The 25,432-nt window shown below is 30.2% G+C and carries 22 protein-coding genes and 3 tRNA genes; 16 read left to right on the top strand and 9 right to left on the bottom strand.

From position 1 onward, the window contains the following. Nucleotides 1-24: 24 nt before the first annotated feature. Together odhB and RSC72_RS11780 are read left to right on the top strand one after the other, a co-directional pair. A complete protein-coding gene (gene odhB / locus RSC72_RS11775) occupies nucleotides 25-1,230 on the top strand; it encodes a 2-oxoglutarate dehydrogenase complex dihydrolipoyllysine-residue succinyltransferase (protein WP_332544302.1) in 1,206 nt (401 codons plus the stop codon). A gap of 274 nt (nucleotides 1,231-1,504) precedes the next feature. Then, nucleotides 1,505-2,773 (top strand): T9SS type A sorting domain-containing protein, encoded by a 1,269-nt coding sequence (locus RSC72_RS11780; protein ID WP_332544303.1) that lies wholly within the window; start codon nucleotides 1,505-1,507, stop codon nucleotides 2,771-2,773. Between the two features lie 41 nt (nucleotides 2,774-2,814). Here RSC72_RS11780 and RSC72_RS11785 read toward each other — a convergent pair whose 3' ends face one another. From RSC72_RS11785 to mtaB, 4 genes are all read right to left on the bottom strand, one after another. Continuing rightward, nucleotides 2,815-3,945 (bottom strand): carboxypeptidase-like regulatory domain-containing protein, encoded by a 1,131-nt coding sequence (locus RSC72_RS11785; protein ID WP_332544304.1) that lies wholly within the window; start codon nucleotides 3,943-3,945, stop codon nucleotides 2,815-2,817. A 55-nt stretch (nucleotides 3,946-4,000) separates the two neighbouring features. Further along, entirely contained in the window at nucleotides 4,001-4,603 is a 603-nt protein-coding gene (locus tag RSC72_RS11790; protein ID WP_332565900.1) for a porin family protein, read from the bottom strand. Between the two features lie 106 nt (nucleotides 4,604-4,709). Further along, nucleotides 4,710-5,240: a DUF4136 domain-containing protein gene (locus RSC72_RS11795; RefSeq protein ID WP_332545191.1), complete on the bottom strand. Its 531-nt coding sequence runs from the start codon at nucleotides 5,238-5,240 to the stop codon at nucleotides 4,710-4,712. A gap of 109 nt (nucleotides 5,241-5,349) precedes the next feature. Beyond that, a complete protein-coding gene (mtaB, locus tag RSC72_RS11800; protein ID WP_332545193.1) occupies nucleotides 5,350-6,687 on the bottom strand; it encodes a tRNA (N(6)-L-threonylcarbamoyladenosine(37)-C(2))-methylthiotransferase MtaB in 1,338 nt (445 codons plus the stop codon). A 59-nt stretch (nucleotides 6,688-6,746) separates the two neighbouring features. On the opposite strand from mtaB, the gene RSC72_RS11805 reads away from it, so the two are divergent. Next, nucleotides 6,747-8,330, top strand: coding sequence for an ABC transporter substrate-binding protein (locus RSC72_RS11805; protein ID WP_332545195.1), 1,584 nt, complete (start codon nucleotides 6,747-6,749; stop codon nucleotides 8,328-8,330). 233 nt (nucleotides 8,331-8,563) lie between these two features. Further along, nucleotides 8,564-10,144 (top strand): FMN-binding glutamate synthase family protein, encoded by a 1,581-nt coding sequence (locus RSC72_RS11810; RefSeq protein WP_332565898.1) that lies wholly within the window; start codon nucleotides 8,564-8,566, stop codon nucleotides 10,142-10,144. Nucleotides 10,145-10,199: 55 nt separating this feature from the next. Here the strand turns inward: RSC72_RS11810 and RSC72_RS11815 are convergent, their stop codons facing one another. Continuing rightward, nucleotides 10,200-11,669: a helix-turn-helix domain-containing protein gene (locus RSC72_RS11815; protein ID WP_332578518.1), complete on the bottom strand. Its 1,470-nt coding sequence runs from the start codon at nucleotides 11,667-11,669 to the stop codon at nucleotides 10,200-10,202. 230 nt (nucleotides 11,670-11,899) lie between these two features. Between RSC72_RS11815 and RSC72_RS11820 the strand changes: the two genes are divergently transcribed. After that, nucleotides 11,900-14,212 (top strand): outer membrane beta-barrel family protein, encoded by a 2,313-nt coding sequence (locus RSC72_RS11820; protein WP_332565897.1) that lies wholly within the window; start codon nucleotides 11,900-11,902, stop codon nucleotides 14,210-14,212. Between the two features lie 62 nt (nucleotides 14,213-14,274). Further along, nucleotides 14,275-14,946 carry a monofunctional biosynthetic peptidoglycan transglycosylase gene (mtgA, locus tag RSC72_RS11825; RefSeq protein ID WP_332545202.1) on the top strand — a complete coding sequence of 224 codons (672 nt, stop codon included), beginning with the start codon at nucleotides 14,275-14,277 and terminating at the stop codon, nucleotides 14,944-14,946. A 119-nt stretch (nucleotides 14,947-15,065) separates the two neighbouring features. Here mtgA and RSC72_RS11830 read toward each other — a convergent pair whose 3' ends face one another. After that, nucleotides 15,066-15,824, bottom strand: coding sequence for a glycerophosphodiester phosphodiesterase family protein (locus tag RSC72_RS11830; protein ID WP_332545204.1), 759 nt, complete (start codon nucleotides 15,822-15,824; stop codon nucleotides 15,066-15,068). A 178-nt stretch (nucleotides 15,825-16,002) separates the two neighbouring features. On the opposite strand from RSC72_RS11830, the gene guaA reads away from it, so the two are divergent. From guaA to RSC72_RS11875, 9 genes are all read left to right on the top strand, one after another. After that, the gene (guaA, locus tag RSC72_RS11835) at nucleotides 16,003-17,535 is read left to right on the top strand and encodes a glutamine-hydrolyzing GMP synthase (protein ID WP_332545206.1); all 1,533 of its coding nucleotides are present in this window, start codon (nucleotides 16,003-16,005) and stop codon (nucleotides 17,533-17,535) included. 72 nt (nucleotides 17,536-17,607) lie between these two features. Beyond that, nucleotides 17,608-18,177 (top strand): xanthine phosphoribosyltransferase, encoded by a 570-nt coding sequence (gene xpt, locus RSC72_RS11840; protein WP_332545208.1) that lies wholly within the window; start codon nucleotides 17,608-17,610, stop codon nucleotides 18,175-18,177. Nucleotides 18,178-18,245: 68 nt separating this feature from the next. Further along, on the top strand, nucleotides 18,246-19,418 hold the full coding sequence (locus RSC72_RS11845) for a hypothetical protein (protein ID WP_332545210.1): 1,173 nt from the start codon (nucleotides 18,246-18,248) through the stop codon (nucleotides 19,416-19,418). A gap of 144 nt (nucleotides 19,419-19,562) precedes the next feature. Continuing rightward, a tRNA-Gln gene (locus RSC72_RS11850) sits at nucleotides 19,563-19,633 on the top strand. A gap of 83 nt (nucleotides 19,634-19,716) precedes the next feature. Next, a tRNA-Gln gene (locus RSC72_RS11855) sits at nucleotides 19,717-19,787 on the top strand. A gap of 36 nt (nucleotides 19,788-19,823) precedes the next feature. Continuing rightward, a tRNA-Gln gene (locus RSC72_RS11860) sits at nucleotides 19,824-19,894 on the top strand. An 81-nt stretch (nucleotides 19,895-19,975) separates the two neighbouring features. Beyond that, nucleotides 19,976-20,518, top strand: a complete 543-nt coding sequence (locus tag RSC72_RS11865) for an RNA polymerase sigma factor (RefSeq protein ID WP_332545211.1) — start codon at nucleotides 19,976-19,978, stop codon at nucleotides 20,516-20,518. A gap of 48 nt (nucleotides 20,519-20,566) precedes the next feature. Beyond that, complete coding sequence (locus tag RSC72_RS11870) at nucleotides 20,567-21,133, top strand: C40 family peptidase (protein WP_332545213.1); 567 nt, start codon at nucleotides 20,567-20,569, stop codon at nucleotides 21,131-21,133. 8 nt (nucleotides 21,134-21,141) lie between these two features. After that, nucleotides 21,142-22,965: a hypothetical protein gene (locus RSC72_RS11875; RefSeq protein ID WP_332545215.1), complete on the top strand. Its 1,824-nt coding sequence runs from the start codon at nucleotides 21,142-21,144 to the stop codon at nucleotides 22,963-22,965. A 59-nt stretch (nucleotides 22,966-23,024) separates the two neighbouring features. On the opposite strand, the gene RSC72_RS11880 is transcribed toward RSC72_RS11875, so the two are convergent. Together RSC72_RS11880 and rbfA are read right to left on the bottom strand one after the other, a co-directional pair. Continuing rightward, entirely contained in the window at nucleotides 23,025-24,209 is a 1,185-nt protein-coding gene (locus tag RSC72_RS11880; RefSeq protein WP_332545217.1) for an ABC transporter permease, read from the bottom strand. Continuing rightward, on the bottom strand, nucleotides 24,209-24,568 hold the full coding sequence (gene rbfA / locus RSC72_RS11885; RefSeq protein ID WP_332545219.1) for a 30S ribosome-binding factor RbfA: 360 nt from the start codon (nucleotides 24,566-24,568) through the stop codon (nucleotides 24,209-24,211). The genes RSC72_RS11880 and rbfA overlap by 1 nt, the downstream gene beginning before the upstream one ends. 95 nt (nucleotides 24,569-24,663) lie before the next feature. On the opposite strand from rbfA, the gene RSC72_RS11890 reads away from it, so the two are divergent. Next, a complete protein-coding gene (locus tag RSC72_RS11890) occupies nucleotides 24,664-25,062 on the top strand; it encodes a group III truncated hemoglobin (RefSeq protein ID WP_332565896.1) in 399 nt (132 codons plus the stop codon). A gap of 66 nt (nucleotides 25,063-25,128) precedes the next feature. Here the strand turns inward: RSC72_RS11890 and RSC72_RS11895 are convergent. After that, nucleotides 25,129-25,432: aldehyde dehydrogenase family protein (locus RSC72_RS11895; protein WP_332578519.1), on the bottom strand; the 304-nt coding region annotated here is incomplete at its 5' end.

The raw sequence follows: 25,432 nt of genomic DNA on the forward strand, positions 1-25,432 counted from the left end.
ATAAAGCTAATAGATATGTTAGAAATGAAAGTCCCATCACCAGGGGAATCAATCACAGAAGTAGAGATTGCTACGTGGTTAGTTAAAGATGGTGATTACGTAGAAAAAGATCAAGCTATTGCTGAAGTTGACTCAGATAAAGCTACATTAGAATTACCAGCTGAAGAAAGTGGTATTATTACTTTAAAAGCTGAAGAAGGTGATGTTGTTGAAGTAGGACAAGTTGTTTGTCTTATTGATACATCAGCTGCAAAACCAGAAGGTGGAGCTGCTGCTGAGGCACCAAAAGCTGAAGTAAAAGAAGAGCCTAAAAAAGAAGAAGCACCAAAAGCTGCACCAGCCGCTACTTATGCTACAGGTACTCCATCTCCTGCTGCTAAAAAAGTTTTAGATGAAAAAGGTATTGATGCTTCTCAAGTAAATGGATCAGGACGTGACGGACGTATTACGCAAGAAGATGCAGTACGTTTTACACCATCTATGGGAACAGTTCCTGTTACAGGAAACCGTGCTCAATCAGAGAAAAAATTATCATCATTACGTCGTAAAATTGCACAACGTTTAGTTTCTGTTAAAAATGAAACTGCAATGTTAACAACATTCAACGAAGTTGATATGTCAGGAATTTTTGCTTTACGTAATCAATACAAAGACGAATTTAAAGCTAAACATGGTGTTGGTCTAGGATTTATGTCTTTCTTTACAAAAGCAGTTACACGTGCATTAGAATTATATCCAGATGTAAACTCTATGATTGATGGAGATTACCAAGTGAAATATGATTTTGCTGATGTTTCTGTAGCTGTATCAGGACCAAAAGGTTTGATGGTACCAGTTGTACGTAATGCAGAAAATTTAACTTTCCGTGGTGTTGAGCAATCTATCAAAGATTTAGCAATTAAAGTACGCGATGGTAAAATTTCTGTTGACGAAATGACAGGAGGTACATTTACAATCACTAACGGTGGTGTATTTGGATCTATGATGTCTACACCAATTCTTAATCCACCACAATCAGGTATCTTAGGAATGCACAATATCGTTGAGCGTCCAGTTGTTAAAAACGGACAAATTGTAATTGCTCCAATGATGTACATCGCATTATCTTATGACCACCGTGTTATTGACGGACGTGAGTCTGTTGGTTTCTTAGTAGCGGTTAAAGAAGCAGTTGAAGATCCATTAAATGTATTAATGGGAGGAGATGCTAAAAAAGCTTTAGAGTTATAATAAAATTCTAGCAAACCATAAATTGAAAGCCACTCGTTTAGAGTGGCTTTTTTATTTTTATAAAATTACTATTTACATATATTGATTTATTGTTTTTGTTAATTGATTCAAAGAAATTCAGCTTATTAGTTATATAATTTATTTAGGTTATCATTCACTTTGTCAATTAGTTATACTTTTGTATTTAAGGAAGTTCAAGCAGTTGTTTATTACTCATTAATATTTATTGAAAAAAAATCTAATTTTAAAGTATTGAATTAACACTTTACAAATTATGAAAAAAAATTACTTTATTGCGTTGTTACTGGTAATGGCTTCACAGTCAAATGCTCAGGTTTATGATGTTGGTACTTGGGCACAAGTTACAGACCTATCGAATAATGGTGTAGCTGTAGGAAATGCAGGAGGTGTAGTACACTTTAAATGGACAATAGAAGATGGACCTTCTGTAATAGGTGAGATTGGAGGTGAAGATGATTATATTGCAGGAAATACAACAGTTTCTTCTGATGGAAAATTAATATCTGGAACAATGACTAATCCAGATACAGGAAATGATGAGCTAGCTGTTTATGATAATTCAACTAGTGAATGGAAATTTTTAGGAGGAAAAGATACGTCCTCTTGGGGAATGTCTAGTAATGGAGAAACAATAGTTGGAATGAAATTTTTGAGCGCGGCGCAAGCAGTTCCAATTGCATGGAGTAAAACAGGCGAAATAAAAGAATATGCCTCATCTGTTTCTGGAAGAAGTGCTAGAGCTAATTCTGTAAATTTGGATGGATCTGTTATTGTTGGTTGGCAGGAAGCATTGAATGGTTTTCGTAAAGGAGTGTATTGGAAAAATGGAGTTCAAGAGTATATAAAAAATAGTTCTGGAGATTTAGTAGGGGAAGCTTTTGCAGTTACTGCAGATGGAAATACAATTGTAGGTTTTAATGAGCCAGAAGCCTATATTTATAATGTAATAACTAAAGCGTATATAGAGGTTGCTCATGAAGATCCGGACTATAATGCATCTATTGTAGGGATTTCTGATGATGGAAATGTAGCAGTTGGATATTGGAAACCTTGGTTTGCAACAAATACAGATGGAGAAGGTTTTATTTGGTTTAAGGATAGAGGTGTTGTTAAAATTGACGATTATGTAAAGGAAGTTGGATACGATGCAAAAGGTTTTACATTTGTTTTACCAACGGGAATTTCACCGAATGGAGAATATATAGGCGGAATAGGAATTAATTGGGATGAAATGGAGCTTAAAGGATTTGTAATCAAAATGCCTAAATTAAGCACAACTGAAAATGATAAAATCAAAGAGGTTATAACTATTTCTCCAAATCCTGTAGATGATGAAATGACAATTCATGTAAAAGGAAAAATAAACTCTGTTGAGGTTTATAATTTAGCTGGTCAAAAAGTATGGAAATCAGATAAATTAATGAATAACAAAATTGATTTTAATTTCTTAAATAAAGGAATTTATATAATTAAAGTTAGTACAGATTCATCAAACGAATCGATTAAATTTATTAAAAAATAATTCTAAGTAATAATAAAAAAGTCGTTCATTGAGCGACTTTTTTATTCTATTTTATAATCTATCGGAACCATATTTGCTATTTTTTCCCAACTCCAGTAACCTTCTACAACCAAATCTCCAGGATGATAATACGAACCATTTTCTTCAATCTTTAACAAATCACTTTTTAGAGCAAAAATAGATAATTGATTTGAAGTATAGTTAGAGCCATTTTGTTTTGAATAAAGAATATCCTCTTTTTCTTTTTTATATTCAACAGAAAATAAACCTTTAAAATGAAGAAATTGATTTTTTCCATCTATTATTTTTAGACTATCATAAGGTACTTTTTGGTTAATAAGATAAGTGATTATTTTAGGAGGAACATTTCCAGAAATTTTTCCGCCGATTAACATTTCATCTTTAAACTTTTGATAAGCAGGATTCTCTTTTCTTATTAATCGCTTTACATCATATCCGTTTTCTTCTAGTTTTTCATCATAAATAGATTTCATAAAATGAGTAACACTTCCTAAATAAGATGTTTTTCTGTTTTCTTCCCATTTTTTGGTTTTACTAGAATTAGCATTAAGTTTTGTAAATAAAGCAGTACCCAATGTTAAAACATAATTTGTTTGATAATTAAGATTAAAATCAACCAAATCATACTCTATTTTATAACCTAAATAATTATTGGTAATGATTAACGGATTACGAGAAGTTGCTTTTAATTCTCTGGTTTGTTTATTGTAATTGAATCGTAAATCTTTTGGATTTTCTATCTTAGTTTTTTTTGCTGCCTCATTAGATCCTAAAAATAAACCGACAAAAGTTTGATAATAATATTCCCAATCATCTTTGGACATTTCTTGTACAGTTGCTTCTTGTAAAGCAATTATTTCTGGATCTAAAACTATTTTGTAGTGTTGTTTTTGATTTGTATTAATGCTCAAAATATAATTCTCGTACATTTCAGCTCTTGCGATGATATTATATTGTCCGTTAGGAAGATTCAATTCAAATTCACCATTTTCATTTGTTTTCGTTTGTATTGTAGAACCATCTACGTAAATTGAGGTATTCGCTATCGGTTTAGAATTTTCGTTGACAACATTTCCTTTTATAATATTTTGAGAAAATAGGTTTACGGAAAAAAGAAAAGTAACAAAAAATAATAGTTGTTTAAAATTCATACTCAAAAATTTTAAACAAGATAATAAAAAAAACCGCTTTTCAGCGGTTTTAAATTTATTTGAAATAATAAGTAACTCCTAGTGTAAGGAACGATGAACGGTTGTTTCCGTTGTCCCAACGATTGAAATCATACGTATCAATTAAACCATATTGATAGCGTAAATTAAATTCAATTTTACGATCGATAGAATAACCACCACCAATATTTAATGCTAAATCGAATGATTTTGGAATATTATTTTCACTCTCTGGTTCTCCTTCGTCAAATTTTTCTGAAACTTTAAAACCAAGTTGTGGACCTCCTTCTAAGAAAAAGTCTTTTCCTTGATCATCAAAATAATATTTGTACATAATCGGAATATTAACATAATCTAAAAAGGCTTTATATTTTTCTCCTCCTTCTTTATATAAAGAATATTCTCCTTGAGTAGAGTATAAAACTTCTACTTGTAAATAATGATTTTCGTTTTTTGTTGTCAATTGATATTTGGCTACTGCACCTGCAAGGAAACCAAAACGTTCTTTAGAAACCCCATGAACAACAGTTGTATTACTAAGACCGACACCTCCTTTTACACCAAATTCTATTTGTGCAAAAGATAAAGTAGACATACTTAATAAGAATAAGCTAAGTAGATTGGTTTTTAAATTTTTCATAAGTTGTTGTATTTTCTTTAACAAAATTAAAGATTTTTTTAATACAAATTTCATTCCGTAAAAAAGCTCTTCAATTAGAAGAGCTCTTATATGTTTATTATGTTATTTATTTTTTCGGTTGTGGTGGAAATTTAGCTAAAATTTCTTCCACAGCTTTTGGTATTCTTTCTGCTTTTGCACTAATATTACTCAAATTCAGATCAGCACCAACACCTTGCCAAACCAAAACATTCTTTTTATCGTCAATTATATCAATTACAATTGTTCCGGCTTGATATTGAGAAACATTTGTTCCACCATAAAAACCACCGTAATAACCATAAGGACCATAGCCCCAATTATTATTAGATACAGAAATTTTTTCTTTCGTGCTTGTTAATACATTAACAACTAAATCTGCATCCGAAGATACCTTTGTAAAACCTTTTGCTGCCATTTGTGTGTCAATTGCAGTTAAAAGTCGTCTTTTATCCAAATCATTCACTTTTAATTTATCCAAACCCTTTTCGTGATATGAATATGTCTTATAAGTTGAAAAATTAGCTGATCTATCATAATCTGTGCTTACTTGTACTGTACTACAGCTTGTTACAAATAAGGACAGTAAAACTATAAAAGTAAAATGTACGATTTTCATGACTATTATTTTTTTTAATTAAATCTACAAATATTATTCCTAAATGTAAAGTTAGTTCAAAAAAAAGAAACCCAATATAATTGGGCTTTTTTTAAGTATTATTTATATATTATTTTGCTAATTCTAATTGATGAATTTTAACCTCTACAATTCCGTTATGATTAATTCTAAACAAATCGACTAATTGTGTTTCATTCACTAAATCTGGATTATATTCTGTTTGTACTTTTACATAATTCTGTGTAAAACCGAACATTTTTCCATCTTTATTATCATGTTCCCACAATACTTTTTGCGTTGTTCCTAATTGAGATTGATAAAATGCTTGACGTTTTTTCTCTGATAAAATTCGCAACATTTTATTACGACGCTTACGCTCTCCTTGATCTACAATTCCGTCAAAATCTACAGCTTCTGTATTATCTCTTTCCGAATATGTAAATACATGTAAATAGCTAATTGGTAATTCGTTGATGAAATTATACGTTTCCATAAACAATTCTTCTGTTTCTCCAGGAAAACCAACAATCACATCTACTCCAATACAGGCATTTGGCATTACTTCGCGAATTTTTGTAACACGATCTAAATAAAGATTAGACAAATAACGACGTTTCATTTTCTTTAAAATTTCATCGTTACCAGATTGCAATGGAATGTGGAAGTGAGGAACGAAACGTTTACTTTTTGATACGAAATCAATTGTTTCATTCTTCAATAAATTAGGTTCAATAGAAGAAATTCTAATTCTTTCTATAGATTCTACTTGATCCAATTCTTTTACTAATTCAAGAAAAGTATGTTCGTGTTTTTTATTTCCGAATTCACCTTTTCCGTAATCACCAATATTTACACCAGTTAATACAATTTCTTTGATTCCTTTTTGAGTAATTTCATTCGCATTTTTGATTACATTTTCTACTGTATCAGAACGAGAAATTCCGCGTGCCAAAGGAATTGTACAATATGTACATTTGTAATCGCAACCATCTTGCACTTTCAAAAAAGCACGTGTACGATCACCAATAGAGTAAGAACCAACATAAAAATCGGCCTCTTCTATCTCGCAAGAATGTACGATTGTTTCTTCTTTTTTATTGATATCGTATAAATATTCTGCAATATTAAATTTTTCTGCTGCACCTAAAACTAAATCTACACCTTCCATTTCCGCAATTTCTTGCGGTTTCAATTGCGCATAACAACCAACTACGACAACAAAACCTTCTGGATTTGCTTTCATCGCATTTTTTACAATTGTTTTGCACTCTTTGTCTGCATTTGCGGTTACCGAACACGTATTTATAACATACACATTCGCAGGATCTGTAAACTCAACCTTCTTATATCCATTATCTTTCAAGTTTCTTGCGATCGTCGAAGTTTCAGAAAAATTAAGTTTACATCCCAAAGTATGAAATGCAACTGTTTTAGTTTGATTATTCATAGCTGCAAATTTAATAAATTATCCATAGTTTTGAACTATAAATAAATCAGCTTTTAAAAATGACTAAATACTTTATATACATACTCTTAATCGTTTCTGCTTTTTCGTGTTCTAAGAAAATAGAAGTTGATGAAAACAAAGTATTTAAACTAAATCGTTACGATAACATTTCTTCGTTAGATCCTATTAATGCACGTATACAAGCAAATATTTGGGCGTGTAATTTGATGTACAATAGTTTAGTTAAGATTGATAATGAGTTAGAAATTCAGCCCGATATTGCAAAATCATGGACAATTTCTCCTGATGGAAAAACGTATTTATTTACGTTAAGAAAAGATGTTTATTTTCATAAACACGAAGCTTTTGGCAAAGATTCTACTCGAATTGTAAACGCGGCAGATTTTGAATTTAGTTTTAATCGTCTTAAAGATCCAAATGCTGGTGGTTCTGGTGGTTGGATTTTGAATAATATTAATTCGTACAAAGCTATAAATGATACTATTTTTGAGATTAAATTGAAAGAAGCTTATCCTGCATTTTTAGGTTTAATTTCGATGAAATATGCTTCTGTAGTTCCAAAAGAATTATTCAAAAATGGAAATGAAGAATTTCTGAAAAATCCAATCGGAACTGGACCTTTTCAATTCAAGATTTGGGAAGATAATGTAAAAATAGTTTTCAGAAAGAATCCAAAATATTTTGAATTTGACGAAAAAAATCAACGTTTACCTTATTTGGAAGCGGTTAATATCACTTTTTTACCAGAAAAAAATTCAGAGTTTTTAGAATTAATCAAAGGAAATCTTGATATGATGGCCGATTTAGACCCTTCATACAAAGATGAAATCCTGAATCCGATTGGCGATTTGAATCCTAAATATTCTGATATTCTAAAAATCGAAAAAGTTCCTTATCTAAGTACCGTTTATTTATGTTTCTACCTTGATGCGCCAAATGCCATTGATATTCGTTTGCGCCAAGCGTTAAATTACGGAATCAACAAAGATAAAATCATAAAATATATGATGAAAGGACAAGCTTTTTCTGCTGATGGAGGTTTTATTCCGAAAGGCTTACCAGGTTATTCGGCAGAAAGTGGTTATAAATTTAATTCTGATAAAGCACGCGAATTAATCAATAGCTATAAAAAATCGAACGGAAAAATTACACCAATTGAAGTAACAACTGTGCAAGAATATGTAGATGTTTGCGAATATATTGCTGCTGAAATGGCTAAATTAGGTTTACCAATAATTGTAAATGTAGTTCCTGGACCAACAATGCGTGATGGAAAATCAACAGGTAAGTTTACACTGTTTCGTGCCAATTGGGGAGCAGATTATCCAGATGCAGAAAACTTTTTATCCTTATATTATAGTAAAAACTTTGCGCCAGAAGGTCCGAACTACTCACATTACAAAAATGCGGAGTTTGATAAAATGTATGAACAATCATTTTTAATCAATAATCCAGACGAACGTGCCAAAATGTATCAAAAAATGGATGCTTTGATGATGCAAAACGCTCCAATTATTCCATTATTCTACGATCAAACAACGTTATTTTTGAATAAAAAAGTAAAGAATTTTACGATGGGACCAATTAAAATATTGGATTTGACACGAGTTTATAAAGAATAATCAATTAGATTAAATGTTAAAATGTTGAACATCTTTTAAAGAAATCCGAAGAATTTTTCATTTTATTTCACGACATTAGACAAAAGTTAGTTAATCTAAAATTAGAGAATAACTCTAACGTTTGAATTCTGTATTTTTAGCGAAATTATTTCGGAATAAAAGGCTGTAACCAAGTTTTTTTTAGATATATTTGAAACCAAATTTTTTAATCAAAATCATTTAAATTTTTACTTATGAAAGTAAGACAACTTTTCGTAGTAGGATCTATTATTACCCTTGTTGCAATAGGTGTAATTGCTTATTATTGGCCAGGTATTTTATGGTCATTAATTATAGTTCTTCCTATAATTGGATTAGGTATTGCGGATATGACGCAAACAAAACATGCAATTAGAAGAAATTTCCCTGTTGTAGGACATGGTCGTTATTTGTTAGAAAGTATTCGTCCAGAAATTATGCAATATTTTGTAGAAACGGATACAGAAGGTAAACCAATTGACCGTTTGATGCGTAGCATGGTTTATCGTCGTGCAAAAAATGTAATAGATACAGTACCTTTTGGAACACAGTTAGACGTTTACCAACCTGGTTACGAATGGTTGAATCACTCGATGTACGCAGGAAAAATCAAACATGCTGATGATCCTCGTGTAAAAGTTGGTGGTAGCGAATGTAAACAACCTTATTTAGCAAGTTTATTGAATATTTCTGCAATGTCTTTCGGGTCATTAAGTGAAAATGCTGTTTTGGCAATGAATAGAGGTGCTAAAATGGGAAATTTTGCACACAATACAGGTGAAGGAGGAATTTCTCCTTATCACTTAGAGCCAGGTGGAGATTTAATTTGGCAAATTGGAACAGGATATTTTGGATGTCGCGCTGCTGATGGTGGTTTTGATCCAGATAAATATGTAGAACGTGCAAGTTTACCAAATGTAAAAATGATTGAGTTAAAAATTTCTCAAGGGGCAAAACCAGGTCACGGAGGAATTTTACCAGCAAATAAAAATACGCCCGAAATTGCAAAAATTCGTGCAGTAGAACCATATACAACTGTAGATTCACCTCCTTCTCACTCTGCTTTTTCTGATGCAGAAGGAATGTTACATTTCATCAAACAATTGAGAGAATTATCTGGTGGAAAACCGATTGGTTTCAAATTATGTATCGGTATCAAACGTGAGTTTATAGAAATTTGTGAAGCAATGATAAAAACTGGTATCAAACCAGATTATATTGCAATCGACGGTGGTGAAGGTGGAACTGGAGCTGCGCCTGTAGAATTTTCAAATTCATTGGGAATGCCATTATTAGATGGTTTAGCTTTTGCAGTAGATACATTACGTGGTTATGATTTGAAAAAAGATATCCGTGTAGTTGCATCTGGTAAAATTATTTCATCTTTCCATATTGCACGTGTTATGGCGATTGGAGCAGATTTGGTATATTCAGCTCGTGCTATGATGATGGCTGTAGGTTGTATACAAGCTTTACAATGTAACACAAATACTTGTCCGGTTGGTGTTGCAACTCAGGATCGTGACTTGATGAAAGGTCTTGATGTTGATGATAAATCTGTACGTATGTACAATTTTCATAAAAAGACAATGCATATTTTATCTGAATTAATTTCGGCAACAGGAGTAAAATCTCACCGTGATTTTAACAGAGCGCACGTTAATCTTCGTATAGACAATACAAAAGTTATGGCTTACGACCAATTATACCCAGTTGTAGAAGTTGGTAGCTATGTTAATAGAGCTGCTGATGATGTATTGGTAGAAATAAGACAAAGAGCATTATTGAAAAACTAATCTTTTTCGATAAAATAAATAATAGAAAAGCATTTCAGATTTGAAATGCTTTTTTTTATTCAGGCATATTTCGTAAATATTGAGATGGTCGAAAACCTGAATGTTCTAAAAATGCATCAGAGAAAGTCTTTCTCGAATTGAAACCTGTTTCTTCTGCCAAGGCATCAATTGTGTATTTTTTGAGATTAGGTTCATCTACAAACCGATTTAATATGTGATTTATTCTTAATTCATTAATGTATTGATTGAAGTTTTTTGATCTCGAACGATTAATATAATTTGAAACAATTGTTCGATTAGCATTCAATTCGATAACCAAATCATTCAATGAAAATTTCGGATTTAGAAATAATTTTTGTTGTTCAAATAACTGTAAACTTTGTTCGAAATCTTCATCAAATATGACATCAACTTTCGAGTTAGTCAATTTATTTTTTTGCTTAACATCTAATTCTTTTAATGAAATATCATCAAGACGTTTTTGTAAATAATTTTTCTTTTTTTGATGTTTTTGATTCAATTTATAAAAAACAATTCCACCAAAAATTAGAATGACTACCAAACTTAAAAATGAAGTTCTTTTAAAGTTTTGATTTTTTTCGTTGAGTAAATTTCGTTCAGTTTTCAGAAATGTATTTTCGTATTTTTCTACATTAGGTTTCAAAACTGTTTTATCTGCCACATAAAATAAACTATCAAAAGACAATAAGTTATTTACAGATAATAATTTATCTCGATTATTCCCATATTTCTCATTATATTCTACAACTCTTTCGAAGGAAAGTCGCAATTCTTCATCCAGAATTTTATATTGTTTAGAGAATTCCACAACATTCTCAAAATATGCAATAGCTTCTTTATTTCTTTTTTGTTGATATAAAATCTCGCCCAAAAATTGTTCAGAAATCACATACCATTTGATATCATTTTGTTTCCAAAAGGTTTTCTGTGCTTTTTTCAATGTATTAAATGCCGAATTATAATCTTTTTTGTAAAAATCTATAATTCCTTTATTCTTTAAAGCATATTGATAATTTGCCGTGTCAACAGTTTCTGACAACTCAATTTTGTTATAAAAATCACTCTTTTTTAGATGATTCGTTTTACTATACAAATAAGACAATTTTCCAAGAATAGAAAGGTAAATACTGAATGATTTTGGCTGATGTTTATGTTTTTCAAAATAAAGTAAAGATTCTTCGTACAACTTTATAGATTCCTTTGTTTCATGCAGATTTCCCTTCGTTTTTGCAATTCCCACTAAAGACAAATAATAGGTGAAATCATCTTTTATTTCAGTAGAAAGTTGTTTAGAAATAGTAAAATTTTTCACAGCATTATTGTAATTACGTTGGTCCAAAAAATAATTTCCTTTTTCGATATAAGCTTCACTCAAAACGGCTTTGTCATTCAATTGGTAAGCTGTTGCAATGGTAGAATCAATAATTCTAAGATTTTCTTCAACCAAATCATTATTCTTTTGACGCAAAAATTCAGCTTTATCATTTTGCGTTTTCCCAAACATATTTACTGAACTGAATATGAATAGAATAATAAGACTAAAATTGAAAAACTTATTTTCTGAAATCATAAAACGTAATACGTTGTATTTCTTTAATTTATAAAACATTGTAAACAATTATCATTTGACACCAAGTGTATAAAAATCATTAAAAAAAATAAAGTAAAATTGTTAAAACAAAAATCTTTACTTCTATTAAATATAAGTAAAACAATAATCAACACAATTTTATTATGAAATTTTTACAATTAATTCTAATTTTCATTTGCTCTTGCACATTTGCGCAAGAAAAGTATTCGATATCAGGAAATATTTCATCCAAAAATGAGACAAAAACAATTCAAGCTAAAGTTATTTTGTATGATGAATTTCAGAATGAAATCAAAACAATTGAAATTAAAAACTCAAATTTTAGCTTTGAGAATTTAGATTCAAAAATCTATTCAATTTCAATTTTTTATGAGAATAACATTCAAGAAGAAGAACCTTTTTATTTGAACGAAAACAAGATATTCTACCTAAATATTGATAAAACTGTACAGATTGATGAAGTTGTAATAAATGGTAAAAAAGAAACTTTCAAAACAAAAAATGGTAATTATAATATTGATGTAGCCAATTCAAATTTTAATAAAATTGCAACTACCAACGAATTATTATCAAAGTTACCAAACGTAATGTTGGGCGCAGATCAAGAAACATTGACGATTATAGGTAAAGGAAATCCTTTGTTGTATTTGGACGATCAGCAAGTCGATTTTTCTACCATTTCGAGTTTAGCAGTTGAGGACATAAAATCGATTGAGATTATCAAAAATCCTTCTGCTAAATATGAAGCAAATGGAAAATCTGTCATAAAAATTAACCTTAAAAAAAGTAAAAAAGAAGGTTTAAAATTCACTTTACAAGAGACATTATCCTTCAAAAGAAAATTTAATAATTACTTCAATTCTACTTTTCAAATTCGAAAAAATAAAAGCGAATTCAAAATAAATGCATCTTATAATCAGCTAAATCCGTGGGAAGGAAATGGTTTTGATTATCATGTAAAAGATAAAAATATTCAATCCAATTATTTTATCAAATCACAAACAAAACGTCCACATTTTATTGTAAATACAAGTTTTTTTCAAGAATTAAATGAAACGGGAGATTATTTTTCGTTCGCTATTAATTCGAATTTTAGAAAAGATAAAGGTTTGATTGATACTAAAACAGAATACACCGAAAATAATAAAAATCAATCTATTTTAACGTTAAATGATAATGAAAATCATCGAAATTTTGTCAATACTTTGATGAATTATAACAAAAATATTAAGTCACTTAACGCAACTATTTTAACAGGTTTTCAATACACAATTTACAATACAGGAAGAACCTATGATTTTTACAATAATATTAATGACAATGGTTTAGAATACAATCAGTCGCGTGATCAAAAGTATCGTCTTAAAGTTTTTGCAGGAAAATTTGATGTAGAGAAAAAGTTTGAATCTGATCAAAAAATTGAATTTGGAGGACGTTTTACGCAGGCAAAATCAGAAACAAATAATCAAACATTTTTTCTAAATAATTCATCAGAAGAATTTTTTTACAAGTTCAAAGAATTGAATCTCGCAGCATATTTACAGTATACAAAAAATTATGAAAAATTGAATTACAAAGCGGGATTGAGAACAGAAACGACGAATTCTAAAGGATTTGATGAAATAAAACAATTTTCGGACATCGATAAAAAATACATTGATTGGTTTCCGAACGCAGAAATTAATTACACTTTTGATAATAAAAATGCGCTAACAATTTACTATAAACGCACAATTGATAGACCGAATTATAGTAATCTTTCTTCTGGAAATTTGTACGGAAGTCCATATATAGAATATAGCGGGAATTTTGATATTTTACCTACTTACACTAACACGTTTTCGGCAAATTATTCATTGAAAAAATGGAATATGAGTGTAACATATTATCAAAGCAAAAATCCAATGAATTACACACTAATTTATGATGATGTTAGAAATATTTCAACGTTTACAACCGTGAATTTTGAGAAAGAAAAAAATATTTCTGTTGGGTTAGATGTTCCGTTCGAGTATAAATTTTGGTCAACACAAATTAGTTTCGCCATGATTTATAGTAAAATAATTGATCAAAAAGCTGAATTCAATAAATCTGCTCCGTACATCTATTTATACTCAAATCATAATTTTAAATTAGGAAAAGATTTCAATTTTATGGTTGACGGTTATTGGTTAAGCAAACGTACAGAGGGAATTTATGAACGAAATTCTCAAATAATGGTTAATCTTGGTTTGACAAAATCATATAAAAACGTTGATTTTTCTATCCGTTTCAATGATTTATTCAAACAAATGAAGTTTAGTGAAACATTGAATTATGATAAAATTAGCTCTAAAAATCTATTTTTAGTAGATTATCAAGAATTATCATTAAGCATTAAATATAATTTTGGTCGACTAAATAAATCAATCTCGAAAGAGAATAAAGTAAATGAAGAGGAAGGAAGAATTAGATAATAGTTTTATTTTCAAAATTCAATAAATCGTATACCTTTGCTTTCATCATTTAAAGAAATAAAATGTTTAAGTTTATTCGTAAAGTAATTCTTTATCTTTTTGTAGCGCATCTATTATATATAGTTGTTTTAAAATGGATTAATCCACCTTTTACAATTACACAAGTTCAACAAATGGTAGAACAAGGGAAGTTCAACCGAGATTATATTTCGTATAATGAAATGGGACGAAATATAAAATTAGCTGTAATTGGTTCGGAAGATCAAAAATTTCCTGTGCATAATGGTTTTGATATGGAGGGAATACAAGAGGCCATCGAAAAAAATAAAGAAGGAAAAAAATTAAGAGGAGGTTCTACAATTTCGCAACAAGTAGCCAAAAATGTCTTTTTATGGCAAGGTCGTTCTTGGTTAAGAAAAGGATTAGAAGTTTATTTTACATTTATGATCGAAAAAATTTGGAGTAAAGAACGTATTTTAGAAATGTATCTTAATACTTCAGAAATGGGTATTGGTGTTTTTGGAGTAGAAGCTGCTTCCGAATATTATTTCCATAAACCAGCAAAAGATTTATCTAAGAACGAAGCGGCTCGTATTGCTGCTGCTTTACCACTTCCACGAAAATATAATGTGAATCCACCTTCACCGTTTATTAGCCGACGTGCCAATCATATAGAAAGGCAAATGCGAAATATACAAGGAAGTCAGGATTTGGAGAAGATTTTAGGAGAATAAAACAAAAAAGAGAAGCTTATAAGCTTCTCTTTTTTTATACTTTCCACTTAATTTTAACAGCAGAAATTTTATCTAATTCTAAACAAGTGTCCGTGATTTCGAAAGAATTTGTCATTAAATTATTTTTTCGAAAGAATTTCTTTCAAAACCAAAGGTTTATCAGTCGTAATATAATCAACATCAAAATCAATCATTTCTTGCATAATTTTTTTGTCATTTACAGTCCAAACATTCACTAATAAGCCTAATTCTTTTGCTTCTTTTACCCAAGTCGGATTTTTCTGAAAAACACTATAATGATAATCAATCCCATTCCAACCTCTTGCTTTCACTTCTTTTGGCGATAAATCTCCTGCTAAATATGAAACATGGTATTTTGGAGCTAATTTTTTGAATTCATCACAAATATTTTGACTAAAAGAGATGATTTCTATTTGCTTTTCAACTTTATTTTTTTTGATGATTTCGATTGATTTTTTTACTGCACGATCTTCATTTTTTTTGGAAGAATGCGGTTTCAATTCAAAAATTAATTTTACATTCTTATTCTTTTTTCCTTGCGCAAAATAATCTTCCAAAGTAGGCATGTTTTCACCATTTGGAAGCTTCAAAGTTTTGAGAATTGATGAATTTGTAGTTTCTATATGATAACCCAAATAGTTGTCATCATGGTTTACCACTAATACATCATCAGCGCTTATCAAAACATCAAATTCAGAACCATAAGCATTAATTTCTTGTGCAGATTTTAAAGATTTTATAGAGTTTTGAGCATTATTTTCTGTGTCCCAATAACCGCGGTGAGCAATAATTTTTTGAGCATTTGCCATATTAGTAAGCATAAAGGTTGTTATGGCAGTAAATATAATTTTTTTCATCATACAATTTTTAAAAGAGGAAAATTAATCAATAAATTAAAAGATAAAGTTAGCAGAAAGTTAATAATAATCCAAAGTTTAGAAAAAATGAAATCTATAATAAAACATGATGAATTTTGGTTAGAATAAAATTGTGATTCAGCCGAATTTCACTTAATTTTGCACAAAGACAAACACAATGACGCAAGGAATTATTATTTTAGATTTTGGCTCGCAATATAACCAGTTAATTGCACGCCGAATTCGAGAATTTGGAGTTTACACAGAAATTATTCCCTACAATACTTCTATAGAGGAAATCAAAAAACACAATCCAAAAGGAATTATTTTATCAGGAGGGCCATCTTCAGTTTTCGGAGATGAAGCAGCTTTGGTTGAAAAAGAATTGTTCGAAATGGGCGTTCCTGTTTTAGGAATTTGCTACGGAATGCAGTTGATTTCTCATCTATTAGGAGGAGAAGTGAAAAAAGGAGAGAAAGGTGAATATGGAAAATCAGAATTAACTGTTTTAGCACAAAATAGTTTATTTACAAGTGTTCCAGAAACATCAACAGTTTGGATGAGTCACTTTGATGAAGTAATGACAGCGCCAACTGGATTTACTGTTTCAGGAAAATCAAATATAGATATTGCGGCAATTGCAAACGAAGACAAAAAGATTTTTGCTGTACAATTTCACCCAGAAGTTACGCATACAGAATTTGGTTCGACAATGTTAGAAAACTTTGTTTTCGGTATTTGTGAAGCTGAAAAGAATTGGGTTTTAAAAGATTTTATCGAAACTGAAATTGCTCGTATAAAAAGAGTTGTTGGAGATAAAAAAGTAATTTTAGGACTTTCTGGAGGTGTAGATTCTTCTGTGGCTGCGGTTTTGATACATCGTGCTATTGGCGATCAATTAACATGTATTTTTGTTGATACAGGTTTATTGCGCAAAGATGAAGGAAAAAAAGTAATGGAAAATTACGGAAAACACTTCAACATGAACATCAAAATGGTGGAAGCTGGTGAGCGTTTCTTAACAAGTTTGAAAGGAATTGACGAACCAGAAGCAAAACGTAAAGCGATTGGGAAAGATTTTGTTGCTGTTTTTGATGAAGAATCGAAGAAATTTGATGACGCAGCATTTTTAGCACAAGGAACTATTTATCCTGATGTTATAGAATCTCAATCTGTAAAAGGACCTTCTGCAACTATCAAATCTCATCATAACGTTGGTGGTTTACCAGATGATATGAAATTACAGTTGTTAGAGCCTTTGCGTGAATTATTCAAAGACGAAGTTCGTAAAGTTGGAGTAGAATTAGGTATTCCACGCGAATTAGTTTATCGTCATCCATTTCCAGGACCAGGATTAGGAATCCGTGTTTTAGGAGAAGTAGACGAAGAAAAAGTACGCATTTTACAAGAAGCAGATCAGATTTTTATTGATGAGCTTTATGCACATAATTTATACGACGAAGTTTCTCAAGCTTTTGTAGTATTATTACCAGTAAAATCTGTAGGAGTAATGGGCGATGAGCGTACATACGAATATACTGCGGTTGTACGATCTGCAAATACAATAGATTTTATGACGGCAACTTGGTCTAAATTACCTTATGAATTCTTAGAAATCGTTTCGAACAGAATTATCAACGAAGTAAAAGGAATTAACCGTGTGGCTTACGACATTTCGTCAAAACCACCTGCAACTATCGAGTGGGAATAAAAACTAAAAATATATAAAGTCAGCCTAAGTGCTGGCTTTTTTCTTTGTAAACTTTAAAAACTAAATAGATAAATGGAACTTTTAAAAGAAAGAATTCTGAAAGACGGAAAAAGTTTTGATGGAGGAATTTTGAAGGTAGATAGTTTTATCAATCATCAAATGGATCCGATATTGATGAAAGCAATTGCATCAGAATTTGTAAAACGATTTTCGGATCTTAATATCAACAAAATTGTAACAATAGAAGCCAGCGGAATTGCACCTGCAATTATGGTTGGTTTGGAGCTGGAATTACCTGTTGTTTTTGTAAAGAAAGCCAAACCAAAAACAATGTCAGATTTTTATACATCTCAGGTATATTCTTTCACGAAAGATAGAACTTATGATGTTTGTGTAAGCAGTCAATTCTTGAATGAAAATGATAATGTTATTTTTATAGATGATTTTTTAGCCAATGGAAATGCAGCTTTAGGCGTAAAAGATTTGATAAATCAAGCCGGAGCGAATCTTTTGGGAATGGGATTTATTATCGAAAAATCTTTTCAGGAAGGTCGCGATCGTTTATTGAATGAAAATATCAGAGTTGAATCTTTGGTTCGATTAAAATCATTAGGAAATGATTCAATAATTTTTGAAGAATAAAACAATTAAGCCAAATTTATTTGGCTTTCTTTTTGTTTATTTGTTTTCAGAATATAAATTCAATTTGAATGAAACTAAAACTACTTACTTTATCATTTATATTATTACTATCAGTAGGTTGCAATACATATAAAGAAGCAAATACAGCGTTGATTTCTGGTAATTTTTCTCAAGCTTTTGAGCAATCTTATCAAGCTTATATCAAAAATCCTTCAGAGAAAAATGGAATAAAATATGTACCATTAATTTATGAAGCATATCATAAAGGACAACAATCTGATGAAGCAAGATTAAAAGAAATCGAAAATTTGAGTAATTCTTCCAAGTATGAAGAAGCTTACCGTATAATTGTGGGTTTACAAAATCGCCAAAAATCTATTCAAGGATTAGAAGGAAGAGTTGTAAATGGTACAAAATATTCGTTCAAAACAAAAGATTATTCCCAAGCTTTCAATTCAATTCAAACAAAATATGCAACCTTTTTGTATGATGAAGCAAATGCATTTTTAAATCGTGGAGGAAAATTGAATGCGCAAACGGCTTATCAACGTTTTCAGACTTTAGAAAATATTTTTCCAAATTTTAAAAACACCAAAACCTTGATGGATACAGCTCGTGCTAATGGGATGTATCAAGTTTTAGTTCAATTACAAAATAATACCGAAATTATTATTCCAAAATTATTAGAGAAAGATTTGCTTGATTTTAATTCGTACGGATTAGATTCTCAATGGACAGAATTTTATACAGGAAAACTAAATAATTCGTACGATTATGTGATTCAATTAAGTTTCGAAACAATCAATATTTCGCCAGAAAGAGAAAAGATTGAAGTTCATAATTTTGAAAAACAAATAGTAGACGGAAAAGAAGAATTGGTGCAAAATGGAGTAGTTGTAAAAGATAAAGATGGAAAAGTTGTAATGGTAGATCGTAATATTATTGTGAAAAGCCGATTTGAAGAAGTGCAACGCATAAAAGAAGCTGCAATTACGGCAAGATATTTCTTAATAGATAATCAAAAACAACAAACAATAGAAACAAAGAATTTAGTTAGTCAGTTTATTTTTTCGGATTCTTATGGAACTTATAAAGGAGACCGCCGTTCTTTGGATAGAGATTATTTGAATATGGTGGGTAGAAGACCAGCTGCATTTCCATCAAATGAACAAATGGTTTATGATTGTGGACAAGATTTGAAACGTAAATTTAAGAATGAAATCACTCGAATGAGGATTTAATTGTTTTTTTTGAAAAAATTAATCTTTTTTTAAAATTCATTTTCAATAGATTATCTCAACAATCGTCTGTTTTAGCTAAAAACTTCTAAAAATAGTTTTGGAGAATAAAAAAACCTTTCTATATTTGCACAGCAATTAAGGCAAAGACTCATGGTGTAACGGTAGCACATCGGTTTTTGGTGCCGTCAGTCGGGGTTCGAATCCCTGTGGGTCTACAAAAAGTCTTAATTTTTAATAAGTAATTATTAAATCTATTTATCTGAAATGATATTATTGCAATTGAAATAAAAATTTAGTCAGACTCATGGTGTAACGGTAGCACATCGGTTTTTGGTGCCGTCAGTCGGGGTTCGAATCCCTGTGGGTCTACAATTTTTTTCTTTCAATTTATAACAAATCATGGACAGACTCATGGTGTAACGGTAGCACATCGGTTTTTGGTGCCGTCAGTCGGGGTTCGAATCCCTGTGGGTCTACAGATTTTAAGCTTCAATAGTTATATTGAAGCTTTTTTTATATACTTTAATTTGCTATATTTATAGTAAGTGATTTATAAAATGACATTAGAAAACATAATATTAGAAGCTAAAAAAGGAAAACGAAATGCTCAGAACGCAGTGATAGAGCTTTTGTGGAATAAAGTGTATAATTATGTTTATGGAAAAATAAGAAACGAAGAAGAAGCAGAAGATGTAGCCATAGAAACGTTTACAAAGGTTTTTACAAAACTAAAACTGTATAACGAGGATTTTGATTTTACAACTTGGGTTATTTCTATCGCTCATAATACCATGATAGATCACATCAGAAAATCTCCTAAATTGAATATTTCGTTAGATGATGAAAACAATTTATTAGAGATTTTAGAAGATCAACCTTCGCCAGAAGAATACTTGATTCTAAAACAAGATAATGATAAGCTAAACAAAGCAATTGCGAAGTTGAAGGATCCTTATCAAAAAATTATAGAATTGCGTTACATCGAAGATAAAACGTATAAAGAAATTGTAGAAGAACTGAATTTAACTCTTCCAAATGTTAAAGTTCGTTTGTTGCGTGCTAAACAATTGTTAATAGAGATTATGCAAAATAATATTTAGTAATTTTAAGCGTTTAAAAAGTGTAGAGCTATTCAAATCGAGTAACAAATGAAGACAAATTTTTATACAGCAGCAGTTTTGATAGGAGGTTTATTGTTCACTTCTTGTGGCAGTAACAAAGTATCATCTTATAAAAAAGTTGGCTCGAAAAAGGTTTATACTTCATCTCACAATACAAAATCTAATGATACTTCGGATGTTTATCATTCAAAGAATACAGATATGACGGCCTCTCGTGATATCAATAAAATTGTAAAAACAGCAAAATCATATTTAGGAACGCCATATAAGTATGGAGGAACAACCAACACAGGTTTTGATTGTTCTGGATTGGTATACGTAAGTTTTAAAGAACTTAATTTAGAATTACCACGTAAATCAAGTGATCAAGCTGGTTATGGATCAGAAATTAAAGTCGAAAATGTAAAGATTGGAGATTTAATTTTTTTTAATACTTCAGGCAATTCAATTTCACACGTAGGAATTGTAGAGAGTATAAACAACAATGGTTCAATCAATTTTATCCATTCTTCAACCTCAAAAGGAGTGATGATTTCGTCCCTTGATGAAAATTATTGGAAAACTAGATTTGTAAAAGCCGTTAGACTTTTATAAATTGAAGCGTGCAAGCAACTAAAATTTTCATATTATATTTTTTCGGTGTCTTTTTTTTAAGTACATCAATATCCTTAAATGCTCAAATTGATAGTGTTAAAATTGATACAATCAAAATTAAGTCGAAAGAGCATTCTGATTTCAGAAAATTTTATGAACGAATTCTCTTCAAGAAAAAGAAAAATAGCTTTCCTATTCAGCCAAATTATAGAAAAGAAGATCTTTTTGAAGGAAAAATTATTAGAAATATTCATTATAAAACACAAGACCCTTTTGGTTATTCATTAAATGATACAACACAAAAACCACAAAAGTGGATAGAGCGTGCTGGTAATACATTACATGGAAAATCTAAACCGTTTGTACTTCGTCAAAATGTACTTTTCAAATCAGGTGATCGATATGATTCTGTTAAAGTTTCTGAGTCAGAACGTTTAATTCGTACAAATAGATCTATTCGTCGAGTAGAAATTGTGGGAAAACCAGTTGGCAATGACTCTATTGATTTATATGTTAATTCTATTGATTCTTGGAGTATGTATGTTACAGGCTCTGCATCTAGTTCTAAGATCGGTTTGCGTGTCAGAGAGCGAAATTTTCTTGGTACAGGACATATAATAGATAACCGTTATCGTCATAATTATCAAACAGGAAAATCGTTGTATCAATTTAATTATACAGTTCCTAATATTCTGAAATCTAGAATTCAAGGAAATGTACGTTATTTTAAAAACGAAGACGATCATTATACAAAGTCCATTAGTTTTGTGCGTCCTTTTTATTCTCCTTTGGCACATTATGCAGGAGGAGTATCGGTTGGTCAAGTTTTTTTTAGAGATTCGTTAGATTTTCAAAAACCAATTTTAGTGAATAATAATTTTAAATATAATTATCAGGATTATTGGTTAGCCCGAGCATTTAGAATTGATGCTCGTCGATCAGAGAATATAACAAACTTTATAGTTTCTGCACGTTTTTATGATCGTACTTATAAAGAAACACCAACAGAAGAAAATGATCCGATTCATTTTTTCTCAGATCAAACAAATTATATGGTCGGAATAGGTATTTCGTCACGACGCTACGTAAAAACAAAGTATATTTTTAATTATGATATAGATGAAGATATTGCAATAGGAAAATCATTTGGATTAACCTTTGGTCAACAACATATCAGACAAAGTAATCGCTATTATGTAGGAGGAAAGGCATCTATAGGAGGTTTTATAAATACTGGTTTTTGGGGAATTAGTACAGAGTTTGGTGGATTTTTAAATAAAGATAAATTCGAACAAAAAACACTTTCTGTAGAAGTACAATATATGTCAAAATTGATAACATGGGGAAGTTGGCATTTTAGAAATTTCGCAAAAATGAATTATTTATTAGGTCATGATCGTTTAGATTCTCCTGCAGATCAATTGTCGCTTCATGAACATGATTATTTAGGAATGGCAGGATTTCGTTCGGATAGAAGTCTAATAGGAGAGCAGAAATTAATGTTTGAATATCAATTACAATCTTACACACCTTACAAATTTTTAGGATTTCGTATTTCTCCATTTCTTAATACAATGGTTGGAATTATTGGAGATAACAAGAAATTTATCTTTAATAATAACCCAGTTTACACACGTTTTAGTTTGGGTGTAATGTTAACGAATGATTATTTTGTGTTTAACAACATTCGTTTTTCATTATCGTATTATCCAACAATTCCAGGTAATGGAGATAATATGATAAAAACGAATTTAATTGATAACCGAGATTATCAAATGATGGATTTTGATTTTTCTAAACCAACTTATATTCGTTGGAATCGTTGGGATTAGGAATATAAAAAAAACTCGAAGAAATTTCTTCGAGATTTTTTTATATATTTTATTGAGAATTACTTTACTTGTCTCGACATTAGCCAAGAAACAAAAGCACCAAGTCCTAATACTGTTAAAATAACAGTTATAAAATTTTCTATAGAGAATAAAAAAGGAAATGGAATAGTTTCCGAAGCCATTACCAAACCAAAATTTATTTGTAATAAGCCAATTACAGAAGCTATTAATAAGCCTGTAAACATAGCAATACTCGTAATAATTAGACCTGTAAAAAAGAATATATTTCGGATGTTTTGACGTGTTAATCCAAAACTTTTCATCGTTTGTATTTCTTTTGTTTTATCTAAAATAATAACAATTATAGTTCCTGCCAGATTGAAACAAGCAATGATAATAACCAATGTAAAAATAAGATAACTTATCAAATTTTCCATGTTCATTACCTTCAGAAAAGCAGAATCTAAGTCTTGACGAGTCTCTATTTTATACTGACTACCAAGTGCCTTTTTCAGTTCATTTTTAACCTCATTTAACGATTTTTTTCCAGTTGTTTTTACTTCAACCGAATAAGATTGATTATCCTTTAATTGAAGTAATTCTTGCGCTAAATTTAAAGTGGTAAAAATATATTTATCATACTGATCATTCAACATAAAAACACCAACACTATACGCATCTTTTTGCGTAAAAGCATCACTTTCTTGCATTATAAGACCAGTTCCAGATTTTGGCATCATCAAATCTGCAGGTGTAATAGGGTCAATATATAATTGTAAACGTTCGGCTATTCCGTTAGAAACGATAAAATTATCATCACGATTAAAATCTAAATATTGTCCACCATAAATCACCGTGTCCAAACGTGTAACTTTTGTAAAGTTCTCGTCAACACCTTTTAAATAGGCAATATCTTGCTTTCCGCGATAATCAATATATACTTTTTCTTCGATAACTTTAGAAAAAGCTTTTACGTCTTTTTGTTGCTTTAAAACATCTAGGATAAACGTCGTATTGTCCAAAACTTTACCTTTTGCAGGTGATATTTTGATCTCAGGATTTACATTGCTATAATATTTCAGATTCATTTTTTCTAAACCCGAAAACACCGACAAAATAATAAATAAAGCCGATGTCGCTACCAAAATCGCTCCAACCGCAATAAAAGTAATGATGTTTACTGCATTTGTATTGGTTTTAGAGAAAATGTAGCGTTTCGCAACGTAAAGAGAAATGTTTTTCATTACAAGATTGGATTATTTCCTTCTCCTTTCAAAGCTTTGTCAATTTTATCAATTTCGTCCAAAGAATTATCCAAAATAAAAATTAATTCTGGCGTAATACGCATTTGTTTCGAAGCACTTTTTGATAATATTCCTCTGAAAAATGGAGTATTAACTCTAATTTCTTTAAAAATTTCATCTTTTCTTGTATTTGGAAAAATACTAACATAGATTTTTGATACTCCCAAATCTGGCGTTACTTTAACCTCTGTTACACTAATCAAATTACCAGGAAACTCTTTAACTCCCCATTTTCTGAAAGCTTCGGCTAATTCTTCTTGAAATAATTTACTTACTTTTTGTTGTCTATTACTATCCAAAATTCTATTAATTTATTAAGTCTGTAAAATTACTGCATTTTTTCGTGATTAAAAACATTGATTTTTTGAATTAAGTTCTTTGTAAATTTGTTTTAATGAAAAAAGATATCGAAACTTCAGAAGATGTAGCTTTATTGGTGAATTCGTTTTACGATAAAGTACAAAAAGACGATGTAATTGGATTTTTCTTTTCGGATGTTGCAAAGGTAAATTGGACCGAACATTTACCACATATGATTCAGTTTTGGGAAACGGTATTATTAGGTAAAGCAACTTTTGAGGGTTGGCCAATGAGAACACATCTTAATTTGAGCAAAAAAGAGCGATTGATGCCACATCATTTTGATCGTTGGATTGAGTTATGGAATGGTATTATTGATGAAAGTTTTGAAGGAGAAATAGCAACAGAAGCTAAAAATAGAGCAAAAATTATGCGCGATTTGATTCTTTTCAAAATTGATCAAATGGATCAAAATAGACAAATTATTCAATAAAAAAGTGCAACTAGATTAGTTGCACTTTTCTATTGAAATTATTTTTTAGTTTTAATTGAACTAAAATTATTTAGCAATCATAACCAATTTTTTATTTAAAAATTCTAAAATACCAGCTTTAGAAAGTTCTCTTCCGTAACCAGAATGTTTTGTTCCTCCGAAAGGAAGTTCAGGGCTAGAAGATACTTGTTTGTTAACGTAAACCATTCCCGAATCTATTCTACGCGCCAATTTTTGCGCTAACTCTACGTTTTTAGTATAAATAGATGCACCTAAACCAAAAGGCGTGTCATTTGCAATTTTTAATGCTTCTTCGGCATCTTTAACTTTCCAAATACAAACAACTGGACCAAAAATTTCTTCGTCATAG

This window comes from Algoriella sp. (genome assembly GCF_036647415.1).
In the GTDB taxonomy this organism is placed as follows: domain Bacteria; phylum Bacteroidota; class Bacteroidia; order Flavobacteriales; family Weeksellaceae; genus Empedobacter.